Genomic DNA, 22,607 nt, shown 5'->3' on the forward strand with positions numbered 1-22,607 from the left:
CCCTAGGCCTGCGCCCTGGGTTGCAGCAGGTCTTCCGGGTCAATCACAAAGCCCTGCCGTTCGTGCTGGAGCAGATGCCGGTACACTCCCAGGGTGATGTTCGGGTTGGCATGGCCCATGCGCTCGGATACCAGCTCGAGGGGTGCGCCATTAGCCAGCAGGTGGGAGCCGTAGCTGTGCCGGAGGTCATGCACCCGGACGTGGGGGATTCCCAGTTTTTTCGCAACCCTGGTCAGCAGGTGAGCAGGGGCCCGGTATTCCAAAGGCTTATCCAGGTTGTTTCCGGCAAATACCCACATGCCCTGGGGTGGGTAGGCCCCCAGCTTCTCCCTCCACCAGTCCCGGTAGGCCCTCAGCCGCTCCAGCGTGGCCCTGGGGATGGGTACAGTCCGGGCGCTTGTGTGGGTCTTGGGGCCTGTAATGCGCCCAGCGCTGTAGGCCCTGGATACCTTGAGCACCCCGGCCTCGAGGTCTACATCCTGCCACTGCAAGCCCAGGGCCTCGCCCAGGCGCAACCCACAGGCCAGCATCAGGCGCAACGAGAGGGCGGTTCTGGGGTCACTGTGAGCGTCCAGGGCGGTGAGCAGGGCCTGCACCTCGTGGAGCTCGAGGGCCCTCCCTGCTTTGGCTTTGGCCTCACGGGGGGCTTTGATCTTCACCGGCGCTACCGGGTTCCGGTGGATGAGCTCCAGGCTCAGGGCTTCCTCAAAGATGGAGTGCAGCCGGGCTCGAGCCTGCCTTACGGTGCGGATACTGCACCGTTTGCCCAGGTCATCCAGGAGCTCCCGGATATGGGCAGGGGTCACATCCTTGAGGGGTCGGGCCCCCAGGGGGTCAGGGGCCTGGGGGTCTTTCAAGCTGGGCAGCACCAGGCCCAGTTCATAGCGGTAAGCCTCAGCCGTTCGGGGTCTGACCTCCTGGGTTCTGCGCTCGAGCCAGGCTTTCACAAAGCCGGTGACGGTCGTCCTGTCCCGGCTAAACTGCCCTCGCTCGGCTTTGGTCTTGACCTCACGGGCCAGGCGTTCCGCTTCCTGGGCAGTGTTGCCGTAGATGGAGATACGCACCCTTCTCCCGTTCTCAGGGATACTCAGGCGCACTTCATAGCGGCCATCCTTGCGCTTCCTGGGCTTATTGGTCAGCCTGGGCATGCTCCACCTCCAGGGCCTCGAGCCCCAACTCCACCACCCGGCCCCGTTCTTTGGCGCTCAGGGCGGCGAAACGGTCAATAACTGCCTTGTTTGCCCTAACCCGTATGTGCAGACTGACCTCCCCAGCCTCGAGGGGTTGCCAGCCCAGCGCGGCCAGACGCTTCTCTTTGGAGGGTCTGACCCTGTGTAGATGCTCACCTTTAGGCATAGCCCTACTATATCACGGGACAGAATAAAAGCGCACCTATCTCCATAAGTGCGCTTTTCCCTTCCTACCCTCTCACCGCTCGAGCATACGAGAGGGCCATGATGCCAAACCCGGTCGCCATGACTTCCTGCTCGTCTGGGCTGTTTCGGAGCTCGAGCAGCTTCTCCCACAGACCGGGCGGCTCCTGCGGGGGTGTAGGCAGGTCAGAAGGCCAGATGGTCAGGTCGGTATCGGCCTGCTCCTGGAGTAGCTGGGCCTGATCCAGAAAGGTTGCCCAGGGTTCAGGGTCAAAGCCTGGAATCACGTCCGGCCAGAGGGTTTGTACTGTGGCCTGGGGGTCTTGGCCTGCTTGCAGCAGCTTCTGAATGAACACCTCTTTGATGGGCTCCATAGCCCACAAGTGCATCTGGCAGTAGTGTTCGAACACGGCCCAGGCTTGCTGATGGGCCTTGTGGGTAGTAACCTCCAGCTTCTTGATTCTGGCTTCCATCACACCACCTTCTTTAGCTGGGCCTGCTCGAGGGTCAGGATGCGCTGCTCGAGGTCGCTCATCTCTGCCAGCCGCACCAGCACCCCGGCGGCCTGGGCGACGGCATGCACAGCCCTAAGCTGGGTCTGGGGGTCGGGGTCGGTTAGCAGGTGCTCGGCGGTTTTGAGGGCCTTCCTGAGCGCGGTTCCGGCCCTGGCGATGTCGTTGTTTTTGGTCGCTCTCATGGGCATAACTGCACTCCTGATAAGCGTGACCCCCCAGGGGGGTCACTGCTGCTTCTCGCGGAAGTAGTACGGCAGATACACGGCAACCTCAGCTAAGAGCTTCACGTCCTTGAAGTAGCCCTCGAGGGCGCTGCGCTTCTCCTGGGGCAGCCTGGCGGCGATGACTCTCTCCCGGAGGTTTACGTGCTCGGGCATGTTCAGGTGGCTGTTTACCAGGTGCTCGGGTACGCCCCGGTGTTTGAGATAGAGCCGGGCCCAGTTCGAGGTCAACAGGTCGGCCAGGGGCAACAGACCCAGTTCCAGGGCTTCCCCGGCCAGTCGGGTCAGGGTGATGGGGAGGTCGGCTACAGGGGTTACGCCCAGGAAAGACTCGGCATCCTGCCTTGCAGCGAGGACCTGAACGTCGTTTATGGGCTCCGGGGTCAGGCTGGAGGGGAGGGTCTGCATGGCCTGGAGGCGGGCCTGGAAGCTGTTTTTTAATTCTTCGATGCGGTTCCGAAGCTCGGCCTTGAGCTCCAGGAGCCGGGCGGCCTTGTAGTCGGCGCGGAGCCGCTCATCCTTCTGGAGGGCGTTGGCCTGGGCCTGGAAGCGCTCGAGGGCGGCCTCAGCGTCCTGAAGGATGCCCAGCACAAAGCGCTCGGTGCTGGGGGTCATGTCCTTGGCGATGGTGCGGATCTCGTTCTCAAGGTTGGCAGGGTTAGCGAACTTGGTCATGATGATTCTCCTTGTTCAGGGTTGAACAACATCTAGGGTTTGGGGTCGGGGGGTGGAGGGGTAGATGGGCCTGATACGGGCCATGCGCTCCAGGCGCGGGGGGTTGCCAGGCCACTGGGCATGTACTTCTACGCTGTGGGAAGGGTAGGGGTACAGCCGCTCGAGCTTCTTGAGCATCTCGTCCAGCCAGTCCTCCAGGGTCAGGCTGGGCATGCCGGAAAACCTGCTATGGGCCTCCAGGGCCTCACTGAGGGGTAGCACCGTCACCAGGACGGTCACATCGTCCACCACCACCCGTAGCAGGGGCGGGCGGTAGGTATCCAGCTTGGTTGCCAGTTTGGGCAAATGAGGGCGAAGGGCTTGCCAGTGGTTCATAACTCCACCTCGAGATTTGATGAAGTGGGAGGATTTGATGAAGTGGGCACTTCATCAAATCCTTCGCTGTCCTGGACGCTATTTTCCCCATTTGATGAAGTGTTTCTGGTAGCAAGTGGCTCTAACGGTGAATGAACTTTATTGTTGATGCCGGGTATCAGTTCATCAAATAGGGGTTTTACCGTCTCAGACGGGATTTCATTTGATGAAGTCCCGACTTCATCAAATAGCTTTGAGTTCATCAAATCCGGCAATAAGGTGTAGCCTAGCGGGTTACCGCGACCGCCCAGGTGTTGCACTGCCAGGCGCGGCCCCAGGTCGGCCTCGAGCTCCTTGAGCGCTGAAGCGGCCCAGCGTTCAGTGCAATTGGCCTTTTGAACGGCAATAGTTAGAAGGTGCTGCCGGTTTATGGGCACACCCTGGGCCAGCTTGAGGGCCTGGAGCATGGCAACCTTGGCCTTGTCAATCAGGGACGAAGCCTCTGGCAAGGCGACCACATAGGCACGGGCGACGGTGTCCAGGTTCTCCAGCGCAATTGAAAAACCTACCGGAGCCGGCTCTGGGGCATAGCTCATTTTGGTACAGGTCAGCCGCAGGACATCCGCGCCATTGACTTCTTTGGGCGGGACGCGGTCTAGAGCAAACACCGCTCGGGGGGCGAAACCCTTAGCTGCGCTGCCGTAGGCCCCCCTTCCTGCTACCGTTTCGCCCGGCTGGAGTTTTCCCACATGGTCAAGCAGCAAAATGGACACATCCAAAGCCTTGGCGAGCCCGGCCAGGCCCGTCAAGGCGGCCTGTACGTGGTGAGCCTTCATAATATCCAGGCCCAAAAATGCGGACGCGAAGGTGTCCAGCACGATAAGCGTGAAGCCGTGGCAAATTTCGTCAGCCAGGGCGTCCACATCCTCAGGGGTTAAGCCCCCAGTAATCGCGCGGAGCTCGATTTTATCGCGGCTAGCATCCGGGTAGCCGTTTAGGAATCGATTAACCCAGGTCTGGTAGCCAAAGCCGGTCGGGTCATCCGCGTCCAGGATGAGCACCCGGCCCGGCCTGACGGCCCGGCCCAGGAAGTGACCCTGCTCACGGGCTACCTGAACAGCCAAATAGCTTGCGAGGCGGGTTTTCCCGACCCCGGGCGGGGCAAACACCAGGCTCACATGACCCAGTGGGAAAAGTCTATCAACGGCCCAGGTAGGCTGCGGAACCCTTTGGGGGAAGGTCAGAGGGGCAAATGGCATCATTCCACCTCCCAGCCGGATTTTTTGTGCCATTGACCGCGCTGCGATTTTTGAGGTTCCCGATCCGGCAGCTCGAGGGGGTTCAAGGCCCCCTTCGCAAGCGCACGGCGGGCGGTCGTTTCGGCCTCCCTCACCTCCAGCCCGGCGGCGGCGGCAGCCTGGATGAGCTCCTGGAGGGCCTTCTCGAGGTCAAGGCCCAGGGCCTCGAGCCTTCCGAGTCCATAGGCAGCCCGTGCTAGCACGTTGTTACGGTTGCCCACCGGTGCGGTGGAAACCTCGGCAATGGCGCGGGCAAGGGCGGCCTCGACGTAGGCCCTCTCGCGGTTTTTTGCGTCCGGGCGTTGCCAGCGAGGCACATCGTCGCCCTGGTTATGGGGATCGAGCGCGGCGATGCCATGCTGGGCGACGAGGCGGACTTCAGCAGCGCTCAGCATGAAGCCCTCACCGTCACCAGGACGATATGCAGCCAGCACAATCCCGGCACCCAGCATGTTCGGCGGGGGCGTGTGAACCTCGAAGTTTTCAATCGCAAGCGCGGCGGCGGCCTTTAGCAGGTCGGCGCGCGATATGTTAAGATCCGAATGCGGCATAGCAATTCCCCCCTACTCCCCGCCCGGCCCGGCGGGGGTTTGCCTTGCCAGCAGGCCCAAGCGCTCGAGTTCTACTCTGGGGATACGCACAACGCGCCCCAGCCGCACCACACGCAGTTCACCGCGAGAAATCATGTTGTACACATGGTTTTTATGTACTCCAAGCGTCTGAGCAAGCTCAGGGACGCTAAAAACCAGCTTTTCGTTAAGCATTGTTTTACGCTCCAACTTTCACGGGCATGAGCCCGGCCAGAAACCTAAAGCCGAGAACAGCAGGTTTCAGGCGTTAGGAGCGTTAACGAAAATCGTTTGTTTGTGAGGGGTTAGTGGTGGGGGGATGGGCGGCATCGGAGGCAGGTCAGCAGGGCGTAGATTCGGCTCGAGGTCATTCTCGGCCTCGGGAATGACCGCGAGCAGCACTGCCATCAGCAACTCCCAAAATGCGCGCAAAGCGCGTTTGGGGCCTAGCGCGTCCAGCATCTTTGCCCCTTTTTGTGCCAATTTGTTGCCCCGATCGGTGAAGACAACCCCAGGGATGCGGCGGGCGGCCTGTTGTAGGGCCTGGGCCAGCAGCCAAGCTCCCCTGAGAGCGTAAAAATTTTGGAGGGCGGCGTGAAGCCCGGCGGCGGCCTCGGCCACCATCTGCGCCATTTCACGCTTCGCCCTGTCCCGCATGGCCCAATACTACCACACGCAACCTCAAGAAAACAAGTCCAGCACGTTATTACCGCATGCGGTCACATCCTGATATTTTGACCCCATTTTTGACCCCAATTGACCCCAGTTTTGACCCCAAACCGGAAGTATTCCAGAGTGACGTGAAGTGATGAAAACCCCGTATTCATGGTACAGAGATTGATTTTATGTGATAGCTTGTGATGGGTTCTCAACTTCTACGGATCAGTAGGTCGTGGGTTCGAATCCTGCCGCGCCCGCCAAGTACAGGACGAAGAAAACCGGGGTTATTCCAAGCCCCGGTTTTCGTTTTGACCCCTGGGTTAGGGCAAGTCCTCCGGGTCAACCACAAAGCCCTGCCGCCCGGGCTGGAGCAGGTGACGGTACACCCCCAGGGTGATGTTCGGGTTGGCATGGCCCACGCGCTCGGCCTCGATTTTGGGGGCCGACTCAGGCGAGGGTTTTCGCCGGGCTGGGGGTGGGTATGGGCTCCTTGAGAAAGGTCTCGAGTATTTGTTCGGCAAGCTTGTTTAGGCTCTGGTTAAGCGACCGCACATCCCCCAACAGCCGCAGCCCTGGGCCATCGAAGGCGTCCAGACCAGTCTGAGCAGCTACACGCCAGGACTCCACCGTCAGGGGCAGGTGCTCAAAATGGTAGCGGCTGTAAATGCTGAGCGAAAACAAGACTGCCAGGGTCTCGGGGTTACCCTCATACCAGCGCGTCACCTTCTCTGGTCGGGATTCGGAGTAATCCAGCACCCAGAGCCTGCCTGCGGGGTCTGTGGCCAGGTTTTGCAGTATGGTTCCGGCCTCGAGTAAATCTTCATCGCCCAGAGCAGCCTTCACCGAGATGGCCCGTAGAAGCTCAGGGTGATTGCGGTCTACTGGCTTGCTCAGTTCCAGCACCGGGACGACGATCCCGATGGGCTCGAGGCGCTCGTCAACCAGTACGCTCACTCGAGGGCTGCCAATCCCAACCGCGCGTGCCAGAATAGAGCGCAGCACCTCGCCCTGAATCTGTGGCCGCGCAAGCCGCTTCACGCGGTACGCCCGGCCCCAAGCATCGTGGGCCAGTTGGGTCTTATCCTCGCCGAAAACCAGGTCGCTCTCAGTAATCACCAGGGTTGCTTGCTCCATGTTTTTCCCTCCTTGCTTTTTCATTCTTGGGCAACCCAGGATTCCGATCAGCCGAAAGCTAAAAAATCGCGTTTGATCAACCCGTATACTGGGCCAAATGCGTGCCCACACCAACCCCTGGTACTTGGTGCTCTCTTCCTATTGGTTCGCGAGTAGCTTCAAGTGGTTTCTGATTCTGCTGGTGCTGCTGCCGGCCAGGGTGGCCGAGTTGGTGCCTGAACCTGAACGCGCTACCCGGCTGGGGTTCTTGTTTGCCCTGGGCGCGGTAATGGCCTTCATTGGGCCGCCCATCTGGGGCTACATCTCCGACCGGGTGGGGCGCCGAATGCCCTTTCTGGCCCTGGGGGCCATCCTGACGGCGGGCTCGCTGGTCTGGATGGCCTATGCGGGCAGCTACTGGCAACTGGTGGTGGCCTATTTGTTGCTCCAGCTGGCCGACGATATGGCCACCGGCCCCTACTCGGCGCTGATCCCCGACCTTACGGCCCGCCGGGAACGCGGAGTGGCTTCGGGCTGGCTGGGCACCCTCCAGGTGGGGGGCCAGGTAGTGGCGGGGGTGGTGGGCTTTTTGCTGGCCAACTTGCAGTGGCAGTTCCTCCTGATTGCCCTGGTCAACTTGCTGGCCGCCGGGATGATCCTGAGCCTGATTCGGGAGGTGCCGGGGTTGCAGCCGCAAAGGCGGGGGCTTTTGGAAAGCATGCTGGCTCCCTGGCAGAGCGCCGATTTCCGCTGGGTCTGGTTCACCCGCTTCCTGGTCATGCTGGCGCAGTACATGGTACAGACCTACCTTCAGTACTACCTGGCCGATGTGGTGCAAATCTTCCAGGCGTTTGGCCAGACCCTGGCCACCGAAGCCTTCCAGGCTGTGGCCCTGCTGGGTCTGCTCATTTCTGTAGGGGCCGCCATTTCAGCGGTTCCGGCGGGGCGCATCTCCGACCAACAAGGCCGCAAGCCCATCATCTACATTGCGGGGGTGGGGCTGGCGGTATTGATGCTGCCCATTTTGTTGCTGCCCCGCTACGATGTGCTAATAGTGCTAGCCGTGGTGTTTGGGTTGCTGTATGGGGCCTACCTGGCGGTGGACTGGGCACTGGTTTCGGATGTGCTGCCCAACCCCCAGGCCCACGCCACCGATATGGGTATCTGGCAGACCTCCATTGTGCTACCACAGGTGCTGGCGGGGGGCTTTGGGGCCATGCTCGATGCATTGAACCGTCAAAGTGCGGGCTCGGGCTACACCGTATTATTCCTGATTGCTGCGGTGTGTTTTGTGCTGGGCACCGTGCTGGTTCGCCAGATTCGCTCGGTGCGCTGAGTTGCTTGACAAGCCTGGTTCTCCATCCCATAGTAGTAGAGCGCTTTGACCGGGTGGAGGGCGCACAGCCAGAGTGTGGAGGGATGGCTGAGTGGTTGAAAGCGGCGGTCTTGAAAACCGTTGTAGGCGCAAGCCTACCGGGGGTTCGAATCCCTCTCCCTCCGCCAGAAGGTCGGGCCTGGGGTTTCAAACGTCTGGTTTTGTGCTAAAGTAACGTTTGCGGTTTTTGGGGACGTGCCCCCTGAACCCACAACCCAACTGGAGGGGTGGCCGAGTGGCTGAAGGCGGCGGTTTGCTAAACCGTTATAGGGAACGAAAGTCCCTATCGGGGGTTCGAATCCCCCCTCCTCCGCCAGAGCAGGGCCCATAAAACAGGGCATAGAGGTCAGGGATGTAGCTCCCTGGCCTCTTGCAATTGGTGGGCAGCCGAAGCGTTTCCTGCGAATGTCTGGCCTTGCCAAAGTGACCGCCAGGACGGTGTATTTCTCGCAATGTAAACCAGCAATCAGGGTGAAGTTTGGAAACTACCAAGGAGTTATCCACAGGTTATCCACAGAGTTATCCACAGCTTATTCACAGTGTTTGCCTGGTAACTTTTGATATTGAATCCGAATTGACGAGTTTAGATCGCTCTTCACAAATATCGAGCCATTACGGACATAGTATCCTTTGTCCTGGACAGAACAGTGGTCGCCGGAATGGGCGGCCACGTCTGTAAGGAGCGCTGTAAGCATCCTCCATAACCGATTTGAACATGAACCCGGAAAAATTTCTTTTTCAGACGATACACTATTCGGCGGTGAAACCGCTCACGTTGCTTTTTCTTACTCTTTTCAACAGCATTCTAGGTCTGTCGGTCTTATTCCCAGTTCTGGGGCCGCTTTCCCGCGAACTGGGCCTGAGCGAGGTACAGGTTGGGCTATTTTCCACCGGCTATGCCTTGATGCAGTTTGTGCTCTCGCCCTACTGGGGGCGCCGTAGCGAGGTGGTGGGGCGCAAGCCCATCCTGCTGTTGGGCATCGTGGGGTTTGCGGTCAGCTTCTTTTTATTCGCCTTTTTTGCCTGGCTAGGCTACCAGAAGGTACTACTGGGGTGGAGCCTGTTTGGCTCGATGTTAGCAGCAAGGCTGCTGGGCGGTGCTTTTTCCTCGGCCACCCTGCCCACGGCCCAGGCCTACCTGGCCGATATCACCCCCAGAGATCAGCGCACCCAGAGCTTTGCCATTCTGGGGGCGGCTTTTGGCCTGGGGATCATCTTTGGCCCGGCCATTGGGGCGGGGTTGGCTCATTTTGGTTTGCTGGCGCCGGTGGTTTTCTCGGCCAGCCTGGCGGTCTTGAATGCGCTGTTTGTGTGGAGGGTTCTTCCCGAGTCGCGGCCCTTGGCCCGTCCCCAGAGCCCGCCCCGGCTTTCCTGGGCCGACCCGCGCATCCTGCCCTTGTTGCTGGTGGGTTTGAGCATTAACCTGGCCTCCATCGCCATGGAGCAGACCGTGGCCTTCTTGTACCAGGATCGCTTATCCCTCAGCCCTGCCCAGACCGCGCAGACGGTGGGCCTGGCCCTGGTGGTATTCGGGGTGGTGGGGGTGCTGGTGCAGGGAGTCTGGGTGCGAGCGGTCAGGTGGCCCCCCAGGGCCCTGCTGAGTCTGGGGTTGCCCCTGCTGCTCTTGGGCTACCTGGGACTGGTGTTTGCGCCCAGTTTTGGCTGGCTTACCGTCTCGCTGGTGCTGCTGGGGCTGGGTTCCATGACCAGCCCTGGCCTCACGGCGGCTCAGTCGCTGGCGGTCTCGGACGACGAGCAAGGTGCGGTAGCGGGCCTCTCTAGCGCAGCGCAGGCCCTGGGCCGGATGCTGGGGCCGGTGGTCGGCACCTCGCTGTACGGGCTCTCTCCGGCCTACCCCTATATGTTCTCGGCACTCCTGATTGGGCTGGCTATGGTCTTTTTCTTCAGCAGGCCGAAGCTGGCAAGCGGGCAGTAGCGCCTCTAGGGGTGGAGCCCGGCTTCCTCCAGCAGCTTCTTGAGCATCTCCAGGTTTACCAGGGCGTGGCCTTTGGTGGTGTTGTTGAAGATGAACCAGACCTGGGTCAGGGTATGGTGCTCGAGGGCTGCCAGCAGCGACTGCACCCAGAAGTGCAGCTCTTCTTCGCTGTACCGGTAGTCGTGACGTTCGGCCTGGTCTTTGCCCTCGTACCACTTGGCTTTGTTGCGCCCGGAAAGGCGAATGTAGGCGATCTCGCCGGTGAGGTGCAGCTCGTTTTTGGGCAGGCCGGGGAGGGGGGGATAGTCGGTGCTAACCCAGGTCAGGCCTGCCTTGCAGAAGGCCTGGCGTACTTCCTCGTTGTCCCAGGACGCGTGGCGAAACTCCACCGCCAGACCGCCGGGGGCCAGGGTTTGGTCGGCGAAGCGCTGGGCCAGTGCTGCAAAGTACTTGCGGTTCTCGGGGGTGCGGTGAAAGCTTTGGGGAAACTGGGCCAGAAAGGGCCCCAGCACCCCAGCCTCGCGCAGCGGGGCCACAGATTCAAAAAGCCGCCGGTAGTCGTCGTCGGTAGCGCTTCGCTCGTGGGTCATGCGCTGGTGAATCTTGACGGCCCAGTGCACCCGTCCTTCACTGCGTTTGAGCATCCCCGTGAAGGCTTTGAGGCCGGGTATGTTGTAGAAAGAGGAGTTCAGCTCCACGGCGTTGAAGGTTCGCGCGTAGATGGAGAGCCATTCGTCCTTTCTGGCCTCGGGGGGGTACAAGAGGCCCACCCAGTCTTCATTGGTGTAGCCGCCGGTGCCGAGGTAGATTTCCATGCTTGACCGAACTGCCGAAGGCCCAAAGCTGAAGGCGGTTCTATCGTACTTCATTCCACGTCACGGAAACCGCTCGAGCCCACCAGGCCATAAGATCAACAAAAAACGCGCTATCAGAGCGATAGCGCGTGTACAGAGGGAGCTCACTCCACCGTCACACTCTTGGCCAGGTTCCGGGGCTGATCCACGTCGCGCCCCAGGTATACGGCGGTCTCGTAGGCCAGAAGTTGCAGCGGCACCACACTCACCACCGGGGCCAGCAAAGGGTGGGTTCTGGGTACGTAAATCACGTCCTGGGCAAACTTCTGTACCTCGGTATCGCCCTCGCTGGCCACCGCAATCACCCGCCCGCCTCGAGCCCGCACCTCCTGGATGTTGGAGACGGTTTTCTCGTAGAAGGGGCTCTGGGTCGCGAGCACCACCACCGGCAGGCGCTCGTCAATCAGGGCGATGGGGCCGTGCTTCATCTCGCCGGCAGGGTAGGCCTCGGCATGGATGTAGCTGATTTCCTTGAGCTTGAGGGCCCCTTCGTAGGCGGTGGGGGCCTGGATGTGCCGTCCCAGGAACAGGTAGTCCTGGGCCTGGTGGTACTTCTCGGCGATGTGGGCAATCTGGGGGCGCTGCTCCAGGGCTTCCTCCACCAGCCGGGGTAGCTTGCGCATCTCGCTCAGGAGTTCCCGCGCGGTTTTTTCGTTCAGCGTGCCTTTGGCCCGGCCCATCCACACCGCCAGCATGGCCATAGCCGCCAGCATGGCGATGTAGGCCTTGGTCGAGGCCACGCCAATCTCGGGGCCAGCGTGGATGTAGAGGGTGTCGTCCACCTCGCGGGTGATGCTGCTGCCCTTAGCGTTGATGACCCCCAGGGTGCCGGCCCCCTTGCGCTTGGCCTCTCGGATGGCCTCGAGGGTATCTATGGTCTCGCCCGACTGGCTGATGCAGATGGCCAGGGTTTTGTCGTCCACCACCGGGTCGCGGTAGCGATACTCGGAGGCCACCTCAATTTCCACCGGCACCCGGGCTAAAGCCTCCAGCAGATACTTCCCCACCCAGGCCGCGTAGTAGGCCGTGCCGCAGGCCACAATGTGCACCTTGTCGTAGCGGGTGGGCTCGAGCTTGAGACCTAGCTCCACCCCCGTCTCCTCTTCGTAGAGGCGGCCCCCCAGGGTGTTTTCCAGCACCCGGGGCTGCTCGTAGATCTCCTTGAGCATGTAGTGGGGGTGTCCGCCTTTTTCGGCGGCCTCGAGGCTCCACTCCACCGTTACCACTTCCCGCTCCACCGGGTTGCCGGCCAGGTCGGTGACCTGTACCCCCTCGCGGCGCACCACCGCCATATCGCCATCGTGCAAAAAAATGACCCGGCGGGTATAGGGCAAAAGGGCCGGCACATCCGAGGCCACAAAGTTCTCCCCCTCGCCCAGCCCAATCACCAGCGGGCTCACGGTACGGGCCACCACAATCTCCTCGTGGTTCTGGTGGGCCACCACCAGGGCATAGGCCCCGTAGGCTTCCGAGAGGGCCAGCCGCACCGCCTCGACCAGGTCGCCCTGGTATTTTTCCTCGATCAAATGGGCCAGCACCTCCGAGTCGGTCTCGGAGCTGAAGGTGTGCCCCCGGGCAATCAGGCCCTCCTTGAGGGGCAGGTAGTTCTCAATGATGCCGTTGTGAATTACTGCAATCTCGCCCTTTTCGGTCATGTGGGGGTGGGCATTGGGGTCGGTGGGGGCCCCGTGGGTGGCCCAGCGGGTGTGCCCCACCCCAAACTGCCCGCTCAGGCGGTGCTCCTTCAGGCTATCGGCCAGCACCTGGAGCTTGCCCGCTTTCTTGACCACCTCCAGATGCCCGTTGACCTTGACCGCGATGCCTGCCGAGTCGTAGCCCCGATACTCCAGGCGTTTGAGCCCGTCTAAAATCACGTCCGACGCATCTCTAAAACCCACATATCCCACGATTCCACACATGTCGTAAACCTCACTTCAGGTTCGTAGTTAGCTCGAGTCAACCCCACTTCCACCTTAGACCAACAGAAGGGCCAACCCACCCGTTTTTGCACCAAACCAACAGAGCCCTGCCTCCCTAACAAGCAGGTACCTGGCCAGTGTGGCTGGCCGGGCTGGTGTCCTGGTGCCCGTCAATCGTTTGTTTCCCGTTGAACCCTGCTCGTTGGCTGTCCAGCGCTCGCGCTGCTGGCTTTCCCGTCGAGCTGGTCTGGCTCCCAATCCCTCTGGGGGCCAGCGGAGAGGGCGGGGTTCACGCCCTGGCGGCATCCGCGGAACTTCGATCTTTCGCAGTTGTCTGCTTATCTCTATAGAGACCGCCACCTCGTAAGGTCAGGCATGGCTTGCCAGGTGGGAGCCCGGTAAGTTTTTGCTAACCGCTCCCGCTGAAGCCCCCTGACCCCCTGCGCTCCTCACTTTGTAGTTTGGCCTCCTTTCCGGGGTTAATAAACCCCTATTCATTGTACTGTTTTTTCGTCTGCGTGCCCGTTCATACTTGACAGCCCGATAAACACACGGGTATGATGCCCCCCGGATGCGCAAGGTGAGAGCTTTTTGAGCCCCGAAAGGGGTCGCCTTTCACCGGGCGTCCGTTGCGGATGCAAGGGGTTTTTGGGAGAGGAAACGCGGCAACTCGCCCCTAAAAGAATCCTGCGCCTCCGCAACATCAGGTTCTTGTGGTGCGTCCATCTAGGCGCAACATGAGAGTTTGAGGAGGCAGAATGAAGAAGAAGCTAGTAGTTTACTTGGCTGGGTTGCTGACCGTGCTCGGTCTAGGCTTCGGTCAGGCGCAGTTCTCCGACGTACCCGCCGGACACTGGGCCAAAGAAGCCGTTGAGCGCATCGCGGCCTGCGGTCTTATCACGGGCTTCCCCGACGGAACCTTCCGTGGTAACACCAACCTGACCCGCTACCAGGCCGCCCTGATCTTCCAGCGCTTGCTCACCGAGATTCAGCAGGGTGGCGAGTGTGTCAAGGGTCAAGGCGCGGGCCTCAGCGAAGAGGACATGACCGCCATCCGTAACGCGGTGCAGGAGCTGGCTGCCGAGCTGGCTGCCCTGGGTGTGCGCGTGTCGGCCCTGGAAGACAACGCTGCAACCAAGGACGACATTGCCCGCCTCGAGGCCGCCATCGAAGAGCTGAAGGCCAAGCCTGCCCAGCCCGAAGGTGGCATGGACGAAGCCGCTCTGGCCGACCTGGCCGACCGTGTGGAAGCTGCCTCGGTGGCCGCCGACACCGCCCTGGCCCAGGCCCAGATCCTGGCCGAGCGCCTGGATCGTGTGGAAGGCGATGTAGCCGCCCTCAAGACCCAGATTGAGGCCGATGGCGACAGCATCCGCGCCCTTAACGAGCTGGCCGTACTGCTGAACCAGGACGTGCTCAGCCTGCAAGACCGCGTGACCGCCCTCGAGAAGCAACTGGGCGATGTGGACTTCGACAGCTTTGCCAACCGTGAAGACGTGGCGGCCATCCAGGAGTTCGCCACCGCCCTGCGGGCCGACCTGGTGCGCCTCTCCGACCGCGTGAGCGCGCTGGACACCCGCGTGAGCGGCCTTGACAGCCGTCTGGCCGCGGTGGAAGGCACCCGCCCCAGCCTGACCGGTAGCATTACCGGGCGCTACGGCTACAACTACACCACCGGCACCAACTACGACGTCCGTCGCCTGTACTCCAACGTGTGGGACGACTACACCTGGGACGCCAACGACAACGGCCAGACCGTAGACGATGCCGACTTCAACAACGGCGGCGACAACCGCGCTCGTATCATCACCACCTTCACGGTAGCACGTACCCCTGGCAGCACTGCTGGCTTCAACTTCCAGGAGGCCCGCATCCAGCTCCGCTGGACCCAGGATGGTGCTCCTCGCCTCGAGGATGGCTTGCCCACCGTTGGATTCACCCAGAACGTAGCCTCGGGCATCCCGCAGGTGATGGTAGCTTCGGTGCGCGGCAACATCGACGGCCAGCCCTTTACCATCGCCTACAACCGTTTCAACGCCTTCCGCTTCACCAACTACTTCATGTCCAACGCCGACCCCAACTACACTGGTGGTCTGGGCCGTGGCTTCAAGGTGGACTTTAGCGCCAGTAAAGCCCCCTTCAGCCCCACCTACACGGTGGTATTTGGCGGTACGGGTGACAGCAACTTTGTAGTGGGTGGCAACTCCGGCGGTGTGCGCGACTACTTCGGTCTGCGCTCCACGGTCAATCTGTTTGGGCTGACTGCTGGTTTGAGCTATGCTGAATACAACCTCCGTGAGGCTGCCACTGGCCGTGCCGGTTTTGCCCTGGATCTGAACGGCAAGCTCTTCGGCTTCCTCGGCTTGGAAGCTGAGTACGTAGCAACCAAGCCTGTGACGGTTGCAAACTGGGACTTCTCCAACTCCGCTGCTGTTGACCAGGCTTCGGTGATCAAGCTTTCGACCAGCCTGGGCCCGGTCAGCATTGAGGCCAACGCCCGTGCGATTGACCCGCAGTTTGCTGAGAGCGGCTACAACGCCAACAACGCTGGTCTCTCGATTGACTTCCAGACCAGCCGCGACAACAAGCGCCCCTACGACGACAACGAGCGCGGCTTTGGGGTGAAGGGTACGATTGGCCTGGGCTTTGTCAGCGTGACGGGTCAGTATGACCGCGATGCTGACTTCTTTGAGACGGCTGCCAGCATTCGCAACAGCCTGGGTGTGGATGCCACGGTTCCCCTGTTTGCTGGCCTGAGCCTGTTTGGTTACTACTACAATGTAACCGACTCGGGTGGCGTACTCCAAACCGGCAGCGATCGCTTCGACAGCAAGTACGGCATTAAGCTCTCGCATGACGGCAAGGCTTCCAACGCCCTGATCAGGGGCCTGGATCTGTTCGGCGAATACCGCCAGCTCGAGACTGCTGCCGCTGGTGACTACGACCGCAGTGACATTCTCATTGGCGCCAAGTACGAAGCCAAGTTCGGGCCCTTTGGCATTACCCCCCTCTTCTTCTTCGACGCGGCGGGAGGTAGTGTAACCGGTAGCGAAATCAAGTTTGGGGCTCAGCTCAAGACGGACACCTTCAACCTGGGCTTTATCAACCCCAGCATTGAGGGTAGCTTCGTAACCCGTAACTCCAACATCGGTGGGCCTAGCCGCAGCGAAACTTACTGGTACGCCGGTGTCAGCCTGGCCAACTTCTTCTTCAACGGTGGTACGCTGGCTGTGAAGTACGCTAACTATGCTGGTACCGGCCTGAATGCGGCTGCTGCCACCCTGGGTGTCGAGGATCACCTCTACGACCACACCACCGGTTACATCTACTCTGACAACACCGGTGCGGTGGACTTCACCCTCTCGGGCCTTCTCCTCACCTACCGCTACGCCGGTATCGGGCTTGATTACCACACCGGTGTCCTCAGCACTGGCGGTACCGACAACCGGAGCTACGGCTTCCGCATCTCCTACAGCTTCAGCTGGTAAGACCTGTCTGCAAGCACTACCCCGCCCGGAAGGGCGGGGTTTTTTTTATGGAAGAAGCACCAGTGGGATTTTAGCCCTTACGGCTCCAAAATGCCGTCGGTCCGTTGTGGCAATACGGCCCAGGCCCAGCTCTTCGGCAATAGCGATAACAGCGGCATCTACGAACCCCAGGTGGAGATCGGCATACTGCTGGTTGATCTCCAATACCCGCTCGTATCCATCCAGGGATAGTTCGGCCAGCTGATACACCCTCGAGGTGATGTCGTCTAGGAGCGCCAAAGGTGCCTGCCATCCCATGCGACGGCTTAGAAAATAATCCACCTCTGGGATGATTGGCGTGGGTAAAATCAATAGATCCGCCTCATCGAGGAGGGTTTTCGCCGAGTTGTGCCAGGAGTCACGGCGGTCGTAGTAGGCTACCAGTATTCCGCTGTCCAGGACAAGAACCACCAAATACCTCCCGCCGTTGGATAATGGCACGATCGAAAATCATTTAGGTATTGCGCCCGGAACATGATTTTCTGTCGCAGTCTGGATTCTTCTGTAGATCTCACATAGACGCAACTTAACTGTTCTCCTCATCGCCAAAACCCAGTTCACCCAGGATTTCCTCGAAGCGCTCGGCCCCATCGGTATGGCCGCTATCGAAAGCACCTGCATACTTAGAACGGGGCCTGGGGGGAAGGCTTTTGCGGAGGGCCTCGCGGATAACCTCGGCCATGGGCTTCTTTTGTCGGCGGGCCTCGAGCTTGAGATGAATCTCCAGCTCAGGGTCGAGGTAGATCGTGGTTCGCTTCATATGCTTATGTTAGCATACCTAGCAGGATTGTGTTCTGGTATGAACAGAACATACGGGCTAAAGGTAGACTGATAATCTATGTTCCGCTACCAGGGCCCTGAACCCAAAGGCGACCAGCCCAAGGCCATCGAGGGGCTGATCGAGGCGTTGCGCGACGGCGAGCGCTTCGTGACCCTGCTGGGGGCTACCGGCACCGGCAAGACCATCACGATGGCCCAGATCATTGCCCGCCTGAACCGCCCCGCGCTGGTGTTGGCGCCCAACAAGGTGCTGGCTGCCCAACTGGCTGCCGAGTTCCGCGAGCTTTTCCCCGAAAACGCGGTGGAGTTCTTCATCAGCTACTACGACTACTACCAGCCCGAAGCCTACGTGCCCGGGCGCGACCTGTACATCGAGAAAGACGCCGCCATCAACCCCGAAATTGAACGCCTGCGCCACTCCACCACCCGCAGCCTGCTCACCCGGCGCGATGTGATTGTGGTGGCCTCGGTCTCGGCCATCTATGGTTTGGGCAGCCCTGAAGACTACAAAAACATGAGCCTGATTGTGGAGGTGGGGCAGGACTACCCCCGCGAGGCCCTGATCGAGCGGCTGGTGGATTTGCAATACGAACGGGGCGACTTGCAACTGGAGGCGGGGCGCTTTAGGGCCAGAGGGGAGGTGCTCGAGGTCTGGCCGGCCTACGAGCAGGAGCCCATCCGCATCGAGCTTTTTGGCAACACCATTGACCGCGTAACGGTGGTGCATCCGGTTACGGGCGAGCGGCTCAAAGACCTGCCGGGGTTTGTACTGCTGGGGGCCAGCCACTACGCCACGCCGGAGTGGCGCTTGAAGCAGGCTATCCCGGAAATCAGGAAGGAGCTGGAGGAGCGCCTGAAGGTCTTCGAGGCCGAAGGCAAACTCCTGGAGGCCCAGCGGCTCAAGGAGCGCACCCTCTACGACCTCGAGATGCTCGAGGTGATGGGCACCTGCCCCGGCATCGAGAACTACAGCCGCTTTCTGTCGGGCAAGGCGCCGGGCGAAGCGCCCTACACGCTGCTTGACTATTTCCCCGACGATTACCTGGTGCTGCTCGACGAGTCGCACGTCACCGCGCCGCAGCTTCGGGGGATGTACAACGGCGACTACATGCGCAAGAAAACCCTGGTAGACTACGGCTTCCGCCTGCCCAGCGCCCTCGACAACCGCCCCCTCAAGTGGAACGAGTTCCTGGAGCGGGCCGGACAGATTGTGTTTGTCTCCGCAACCCCCGGCCCCTACGAACTCGAGGTCTCGGGCCGGGTGGTCGAGCAGATTATCCGCCCCACCGGCCTCTTGGATCCCCAAGTGACGGTCAAGCCCACCGTGGGCCAGATTGAAGACCTGATGGGGGCCATCCGCACCCGTGCAGCGCGGGGCGAGCGCACCCTGGTGACGGTGCTGACCGTGCGCATGGCCGAGGAGCTCACAGCCTACCTGGTGGAGCACGGGGTGCGGGCCCGCTACCTGCACCACGAGCTCGACGCTTTCGAGCGCCAGGCCCTCCTGCGCGACCTGCGCCTGGGCTACTTCGATGCCCTGGTGGGTATCAACCTGCTGCGCGAGGGGCTCGACCTGCCCGAGGTCTCGCTAGTGGCCATTCTGGACGCCGACAAGCAGGGTTTCCTGCGCTCCGAGCGCTCCCTGATTCAGACCATTGGGCGGGCGGCGCGCAATGTGGGGGGCGAGGTTTTTCTCTATGCCGACACGGTTTCGGACTCGATGCGGGCCGCCATAGACGAGACCAACCGCCGCCGGGCCATCCAGGAAGCCTACAACCTCGAGCACGGCATTACCCCCGCTACCATCCAGAAATCGGTGCGCAAGATGGTCAAGCCCGAGGACTACGAGGCCGAGGCCGCCGAGGTGGTGCTGGACGACCCCGCCATGCTACAAAGCCTCTTGGAGCAGCTCGAGACCGAGATGTGGGCCGCCTCCGAAGCCCTCGACTTCGAGAAAGCTGCCAGCCTGCGCGACCAGATGCGTTCACTCGAGGCCCGTATCAAGGGCCTGCCCGAGCCCACCACCACCGGGAAGGGTAAGCGGCGGCGTCGGCGCTAGGCTTTTGTACACTGAAGGTATGACCGTTCGCGAGCGCATCCTCAAGCACCTCGAGGCCCTGAGCCCGGCCCAGCTTGAAGAGCTTTTGAGGGAGCTCGAGGCCCGTACCCGTCCTCCCGTGACAAGGGAGGCGCTGCTGGCCCTACGCGAGCCCATTCAGGCCCTGGCCCGGCGTTGCGGGGTAGAGCGGTTGTGGCAGTTTGGTTCGGTGGCTCGAGGAGCAGCCCAGGCAGGAAGTGATGTGGATTTTCTTGCCAAGTTTACCCGGGCCAGGCTGGAAGACCGGCTGGACTTCAAGGAAGGCCTCGAGGCCCTCCTTGGTAGGCCGGTCGAAGTCGTAGAAGCAGGCTACCTTCACCCAGAGGTACAGGAAAGCATTTGGGCCGAGGCCATTGAGCTGTGAAAAACCCCAGGCTTTACCTGCGACAGATCCTCGAGGCTGCCGACTTTATCCTTGAAACCGCCCATAGCCTACAAGACCTGCAAACCTCCAAGCTGATCCGTGACGCAGTGATTCGCAATTTCGAGGTGATGGGTGAGGCCACCAAGCGCCTTTCCCCGGCCTTTCGGGTTCAGCACCCCCAGATGCCCTGGCGCAGCCTGGCAGGGTTTCGAGATGTGCTCATCTACGACTACGACGAGGTGGCGGTAGAAGTAGTCTGGGACGTAATCCAGAACAGCTTACCGACAGTGCGTCTGGAGGTGGCCCGGCTGCTGGAGTGCGGGTCTGACTTGGGCTAGATCGGGACAAAAAGAGCCCACCACCGCCGGGAAGGGTAAGTAGCGGCGTCGGCACTAGGCGATAATCTCTTCGGGCTTGAAGAAAATCCCGATCTCGCGGGCCGCGCTCTCGGGGCTATCGGAGCCGTGGATGATGTTCTCGTCCACCGTGGTGGCAAAGTCGGCCCGGATGGTACCGGGGGCAGCCTCCCAGGGGCGGGTAGCCCCCATCAGGCGGCGCATCTCGGCAATGGCCCCTGGGCCCTCGACCACCATCGCCACCACCGGCCCGCTGGTGATGAAGTTGACCAGCCCCTCGAAGAAGGGTTTGCCTTTGTGCTCACCGTAGTGGGTTTCGGCGGTCTCGCGGGCAATGACCATTTTCTTCATGGCCACAATCTTGAAGCCCTTGCGCTCGATACGGTTGATAATTTCGCCTGTAAGGCCACGGCGCACGCCGTCGGGTTTGACCATGATGTAGGTGCGTTCCATACCGCAGAAGAGTTTACACGCTCGAGGCCAATTGCAGAAGGTCTGCGTCGCCGCCTGCCGATTTTCCTGTAGCTGGGGTTCATAGCGAAACCCTCCCCTAGGCTGGGGAGGGCCGTGAATCAGGCAGAACTAGCGATTGGCCGGCGGGTTGGCCGGGGTGGAGGGGTTGCTGCCCGGCTGGTTGCTGTTGGTTTTGGGTTCTTCCTGCTTGGGTTCTTCTTTCGGCGTGAGCGAGGCCAGCACCTTTTGCAGGTTGTTCTCTACCTTGATGCTTTTGCGCGCTTCCTCGACCCATTTGCGGGCGGCTTCGGCCCGGCGGGTGGCCAGCACCTGCTGACGGGCTTCCTCCTTAACCTCCTCGAAAGGCCGCAATACCTCGGCCTTGCGGTCGTTGATGATGAGCACCTGGTAGCTGCCGTCCTCGAGCTTCACCACCTCGCTCACCTCGCCCAGCGGGCCTTTGGGGAAGCTGCCTCGGGTCAGGAATACCAGCCGGTTGGGCACGGGCGGCATGGTGCCGGGGTTAACCACGCCAAAGTCTTGCACGGTGCCGCCGTTGGCCTTGGCCAGGTCTTCCAGCTTGCCGCCCTTGAGGGCCGCCGCCCGGAAGGCATCGGCCTTGGCCTTGTCTTCCTTCTTGAAGTTCACCGCCTGCACCTTGGCCGAAGCCGGGATAACGAAATCTTTCAGGTTGGAGTCGTAGAACTTGCGCACGTCGGCATCCGAGACGGCAACATTGCGGGTTTGCCAGAGTTGGGCCTGATTGGCGATGTCGGCCTTGGAGCCGAAGAAGGGCTGACCGAGCCCTTTGGCGGCCTGGTAAATGACCTCGCGCGTGATCAGATTCTCGAGCGTCTGGGGTATGAATAACTGGACGGCCAGCTCCCCCAGGCCCTGCTGCAACAACTGGGGCAACTGCGGGTTGGAAAAGGCATTCTGGGTCACTTCGCCTAGCTTGATCTCGGTCTCGCCCACCCTGGCTACCACCGGGTTCTCGAACTTGAAGCTAGCCCCTTCGGCAAACTTCACATTGGCCTTGGCCCGCAGCTCCTCGATGTAGGCTTCCTGTGCACCTTGGCCTTTGATGCGCTTGGCATCTTCCTTGACCCGATCCTTGACCTCTTCAAACTTCACATCGCCTGCGGGCAGGTACTTCTCCACCTTCACAATGTAGAAGCGGCCTCCGGCCTCGATGGGCTTGCTGATCTGGCCATCGCGCAGTTTGAACACGGCATCAGCCACGGCGTTGGGGAAGACCACCCGGGTGACCGGGCCGGGTTCGCTCTTGCCGGCCTCAGCACCCAGGGCACCGCCCTGGTCGGCGTTGAGCTTGGAGTTGGCCCTGGCAATGGCGGCAAAATCGGCGCCGGGCGCGCTGACCTCGGCATAGATTTTGTCGGCGGTGGCCTTGTCGTCCAGCACAATCTGGCGGGCCTGTACGCGCTCTTCGTTTTTGTACCGGTCGCGGTTCAGCTCGAAGTAAAGGCGCATTTCCTCTTCGGTGGGTTCGGCCTTTTTCTGAAGCTCCTCGAGGCGCTTGTTGATGCGGATCTGATTGCGCAGTTCACTACGCAGTTGCGCGTCGGTGTAACCCACCTGGGCCAGGAAGCGGTCGTAGTCTTCCTTCTTTTGCAGGCCAAAGCGCTCTTTGATGGTGTCTAATTCCTTCTTGAGCTCACCACTGGAAACCCCGATACGGGCCGTATCCTGCATCAGCGCGTTGATGACGACAAAATGCTCACCAAAGTTTACGTTCGCAAGATTCCTTAGTAGCCCTTGGGGGTTGGTGCTCAGGATGGGGTCGCTCTGCTGGGCCCGGGCCAGGTCTAGCTCGTAGACCGGGCGGCCATTCACGGTGAACTCGGTCTTGCCCCGGGTGCTGCGCTGGCCCTGGGGCGTAAACAGCAGAACCGAACCCGCCACAAAAGCCAGGGCGAGAACCCCAAAGATAATGGCAACGACCCTTCTGTTGATTCCAAACACTTGACTGCCTCCTCTGTGCGGTGCTACCCTTCTCTGTGCTTATGCACCCGTAGCTCAGTGGATAGAGCGTTCGCCTCCGGAGCGAAAGGCCACAGGTTCGAGTCCTGTCGGGTGCGCCATCTTTATTGGGTCGGGCGTAGCCCGGCCTTTTTTTCCGGTAGCATCGCCCCACTGAGCTTTTTGT

At 61.0% G+C, this 22,607-nt stretch carries 23 protein-coding genes and 3 tRNA genes; 9 read left to right on the forward strand and 17 right to left on the reverse strand.

Annotated elements, in window-relative coordinates:
- Positions 1 to 2 precede the first annotated feature (2 nt).
- The 11 genes from J3L12_RS02500 to J3L12_RS02550 all read right to left on the reverse strand — a co-directional run bounded on the left by J3L12_RS02500 (position 3) and on the right by J3L12_RS02550 (position 6,799).
- A complete protein-coding gene (locus tag J3L12_RS02500; protein WP_208013467.1) occupies positions 3 to 1,148 on the reverse strand; it encodes a tyrosine-type recombinase/integrase in 1,146 nt (381 codons plus the stop codon).
- A complete protein-coding gene (locus tag J3L12_RS02505) occupies positions 1,129 to 1,356 on the reverse strand; it encodes a hypothetical protein (RefSeq protein ID WP_208013468.1) in 228 nt (75 codons plus the stop codon). Before J3L12_RS02505 ends, J3L12_RS02500 begins: the two co-directional genes overlap by 20 nt.
- A gap of 64 nt (positions 1,357 to 1,420) precedes the next feature.
- A complete protein-coding gene (locus J3L12_RS02510) occupies positions 1,421 to 1,846 on the reverse strand; it encodes a hypothetical protein (RefSeq protein WP_208013469.1) in 426 nt (141 codons plus the stop codon).
- Complete coding sequence (locus tag J3L12_RS02515; protein WP_208013470.1) at positions 1,846 to 2,076, reverse strand: hypothetical protein; 231 nt, start codon at positions 2,074 to 2,076, stop codon at positions 1,846 to 1,848. Before J3L12_RS02515 ends, J3L12_RS02510 begins: the two co-directional genes overlap by 1 nt.
- Positions 2,077 to 2,112: 36 nt before the next feature.
- Positions 2,113 to 2,784: a hypothetical protein gene (locus J3L12_RS02520; RefSeq protein ID WP_208013471.1), complete on the reverse strand. Its 672-nt coding sequence runs from the start codon at positions 2,782 to 2,784 to the stop codon at positions 2,113 to 2,115.
- Positions 2,785 to 2,799: 15 nt separating this feature from the next.
- A complete protein-coding gene (locus J3L12_RS02525) occupies positions 2,800 to 3,159 on the reverse strand; it encodes a hypothetical protein (protein ID WP_208013472.1) in 360 nt (119 codons plus the stop codon).
- A complete protein-coding gene (locus J3L12_RS02530; protein WP_347708817.1) occupies positions 3,156 to 4,430 on the reverse strand; it encodes an AAA family ATPase in 1,275 nt (424 codons plus the stop codon). The genes J3L12_RS02525 and J3L12_RS02530 overlap by 4 nt, the downstream gene beginning before the upstream one ends.
- Positions 4,397 to 4,987, reverse strand: coding sequence for a hypothetical protein (locus J3L12_RS02535; RefSeq protein WP_208013474.1), 591 nt, complete (start codon positions 4,985 to 4,987; stop codon positions 4,397 to 4,399). The genes J3L12_RS02530 and J3L12_RS02535 overlap by 34 nt, the downstream gene beginning before the upstream one ends.
- A gap of 12 nt (positions 4,988 to 4,999) precedes the next feature.
- Positions 5,000 to 5,200, reverse strand: coding sequence for a helix-turn-helix domain-containing protein (locus tag J3L12_RS16880; protein ID WP_208013475.1), 201 nt, complete (start codon positions 5,198 to 5,200; stop codon positions 5,000 to 5,002).
- Positions 5,201 to 5,266: 66 nt separating this feature from the next.
- Positions 5,267 to 5,662: a hypothetical protein gene (locus tag J3L12_RS02545; protein ID WP_208013476.1), complete on the reverse strand. Its 396-nt coding sequence runs from the start codon at positions 5,660 to 5,662 to the stop codon at positions 5,267 to 5,269.
- A 450-nt stretch (positions 5,663 to 6,112) separates the two neighbouring features.
- The gene (locus tag J3L12_RS02550; protein WP_208013477.1) at positions 6,113 to 6,799 is read right to left on the reverse strand and encodes a hypothetical protein; all 687 of its coding nucleotides are present in this window, start codon (positions 6,797 to 6,799) and stop codon (positions 6,113 to 6,115) included.
- Between the two features lie 97 nt (positions 6,800 to 6,896).
- Here J3L12_RS02550 and J3L12_RS02555 point away from each other — a divergent pair, with 97 nt between their 5' ends.
- The 4 genes from J3L12_RS02555 to J3L12_RS02570 all read left to right on the forward strand — a co-directional run bounded on the left by J3L12_RS02555 (position 6,897) and on the right by J3L12_RS02570 (position 10,089).
- The gene (locus tag J3L12_RS02555; protein WP_208013478.1) at positions 6,897 to 8,114 is read left to right on the forward strand and encodes an MFS transporter; all 1,218 of its coding nucleotides are present in this window, start codon (positions 6,897 to 6,899) and stop codon (positions 8,112 to 8,114) included.
- Between the two features lie 77 nt (positions 8,115 to 8,191).
- Positions 8,192 to 8,281: transfer RNA gene (locus tag J3L12_RS02560), tRNA-Ser, on the forward strand.
- A gap of 93 nt (positions 8,282 to 8,374) precedes the next feature.
- Positions 8,375 to 8,469 (forward strand) — tRNA-Ser (locus tag J3L12_RS02565).
- 444 nt (positions 8,470 to 8,913) lie between these two features.
- Complete coding sequence (locus J3L12_RS02570) at positions 8,914 to 10,089, forward strand: MFS transporter (protein ID WP_208013479.1); 1,176 nt, start codon at positions 8,914 to 8,916, stop codon at positions 10,087 to 10,089.
- A 5-nt stretch (positions 10,090 to 10,094) separates the two neighbouring features.
- On the opposite strand, the gene J3L12_RS02575 is transcribed toward J3L12_RS02570, so the two are convergent.
- Positions 10,095 to 10,904, reverse strand: coding sequence for a DUF72 domain-containing protein (locus J3L12_RS02575; protein ID WP_208013480.1), 810 nt, complete (start codon positions 10,902 to 10,904; stop codon positions 10,095 to 10,097).
- 143 nt (positions 10,905 to 11,047) lie between these two features.
- Positions 11,048 to 12,862, reverse strand: a complete 1,815-nt coding sequence (gene glmS, locus J3L12_RS02580) for a glutamine--fructose-6-phosphate transaminase (isomerizing) (RefSeq protein WP_208013481.1) — start codon at positions 12,860 to 12,862, stop codon at positions 11,048 to 11,050.
- Positions 12,863 to 13,620: 758 nt separating this feature from the next.
- Between glmS and J3L12_RS02585 the strand changes: the two genes are divergently transcribed.
- Positions 13,621 to 16,350, forward strand: a complete 2,730-nt coding sequence (locus J3L12_RS02585; protein WP_208013482.1) for an S-layer homology domain-containing protein — start codon at positions 13,621 to 13,623, stop codon at positions 16,348 to 16,350.
- Between the two features lie 45 nt (positions 16,351 to 16,395).
- On the opposite strand, the gene J3L12_RS02590 is transcribed toward J3L12_RS02585, so the two are convergent.
- The gene (locus J3L12_RS02590) at positions 16,396 to 16,800 is read right to left on the reverse strand and encodes a PIN domain-containing protein (protein ID WP_208013483.1); all 405 of its coding nucleotides are present in this window, start codon (positions 16,798 to 16,800) and stop codon (positions 16,396 to 16,398) included.
- 115 nt (positions 16,801 to 16,915) lie between these two features.
- The gene (locus J3L12_RS02595) at positions 16,916 to 17,149 is read right to left on the reverse strand and encodes a CopG family transcriptional regulator (RefSeq protein ID WP_208013484.1); all 234 of its coding nucleotides are present in this window, start codon (positions 17,147 to 17,149) and stop codon (positions 16,916 to 16,918) included.
- Positions 17,150 to 17,227: 78 nt separating this feature from the next.
- Here J3L12_RS02595 and uvrB point away from each other — a divergent pair, with 78 nt between their 5' ends.
- From uvrB to J3L12_RS02610, 3 genes are read left to right on the forward strand one after another with little or no spacing between them, the layout of a single operon-like run.
- On the forward strand, positions 17,228 to 19,228 hold the full coding sequence (gene uvrB, locus J3L12_RS02600; RefSeq protein ID WP_208013485.1) for an excinuclease ABC subunit UvrB: 2,001 nt from the start codon (positions 17,228 to 17,230) through the stop codon (positions 19,226 to 19,228).
- 19 nt (positions 19,229 to 19,247) lie between these two features.
- Entirely contained in the window at positions 19,248 to 19,631 is a 384-nt protein-coding gene (locus tag J3L12_RS02605; RefSeq protein WP_208013486.1) for a nucleotidyltransferase domain-containing protein, read from the forward strand.
- Positions 19,628 to 19,969 (forward strand): DUF86 domain-containing protein, encoded by a 342-nt coding sequence (locus J3L12_RS02610; RefSeq protein ID WP_208013487.1) that lies wholly within the window; start codon positions 19,628 to 19,630, stop codon positions 19,967 to 19,969. Before J3L12_RS02605 ends, J3L12_RS02610 begins: the two co-directional genes overlap by 4 nt.
- 54 nt (positions 19,970 to 20,023) lie before the next feature.
- On the opposite strand, the gene ndk is transcribed toward J3L12_RS02610, so the two are convergent.
- Both ndk and J3L12_RS02620 read right to left on the reverse strand, forming a co-directional pair.
- Positions 20,024 to 20,440: a nucleoside-diphosphate kinase gene (ndk, locus tag J3L12_RS02615; protein ID WP_208013488.1), complete on the reverse strand. Its 417-nt coding sequence runs from the start codon at positions 20,438 to 20,440 to the stop codon at positions 20,024 to 20,026.
- Positions 20,441 to 20,569: 129 nt separating this feature from the next.
- The gene (locus tag J3L12_RS02620) at positions 20,570 to 22,423 is read right to left on the reverse strand and encodes a peptidyl-prolyl cis-trans isomerase (protein ID WP_208013489.1); all 1,854 of its coding nucleotides are present in this window, start codon (positions 22,421 to 22,423) and stop codon (positions 20,570 to 20,572) included.
- A gap of 43 nt (positions 22,424 to 22,466) precedes the next feature.
- On the opposite strand from J3L12_RS02620, the gene J3L12_RS02625 reads away from it, so the two are divergent.
- Positions 22,467 to 22,542: transfer RNA gene (locus J3L12_RS02625), tRNA-Arg, on the forward strand.
- The last annotated feature ends 65 nt before the right edge of the window (positions 22,543 to 22,607 follow it).

It is taken from the genome of Meiothermus sp. CFH 77666 (assembly GCF_017497985.1).
Classification (GTDB): Bacteria; Deinococcota; Deinococci; order Deinococcales; family Thermaceae; genus Meiothermus.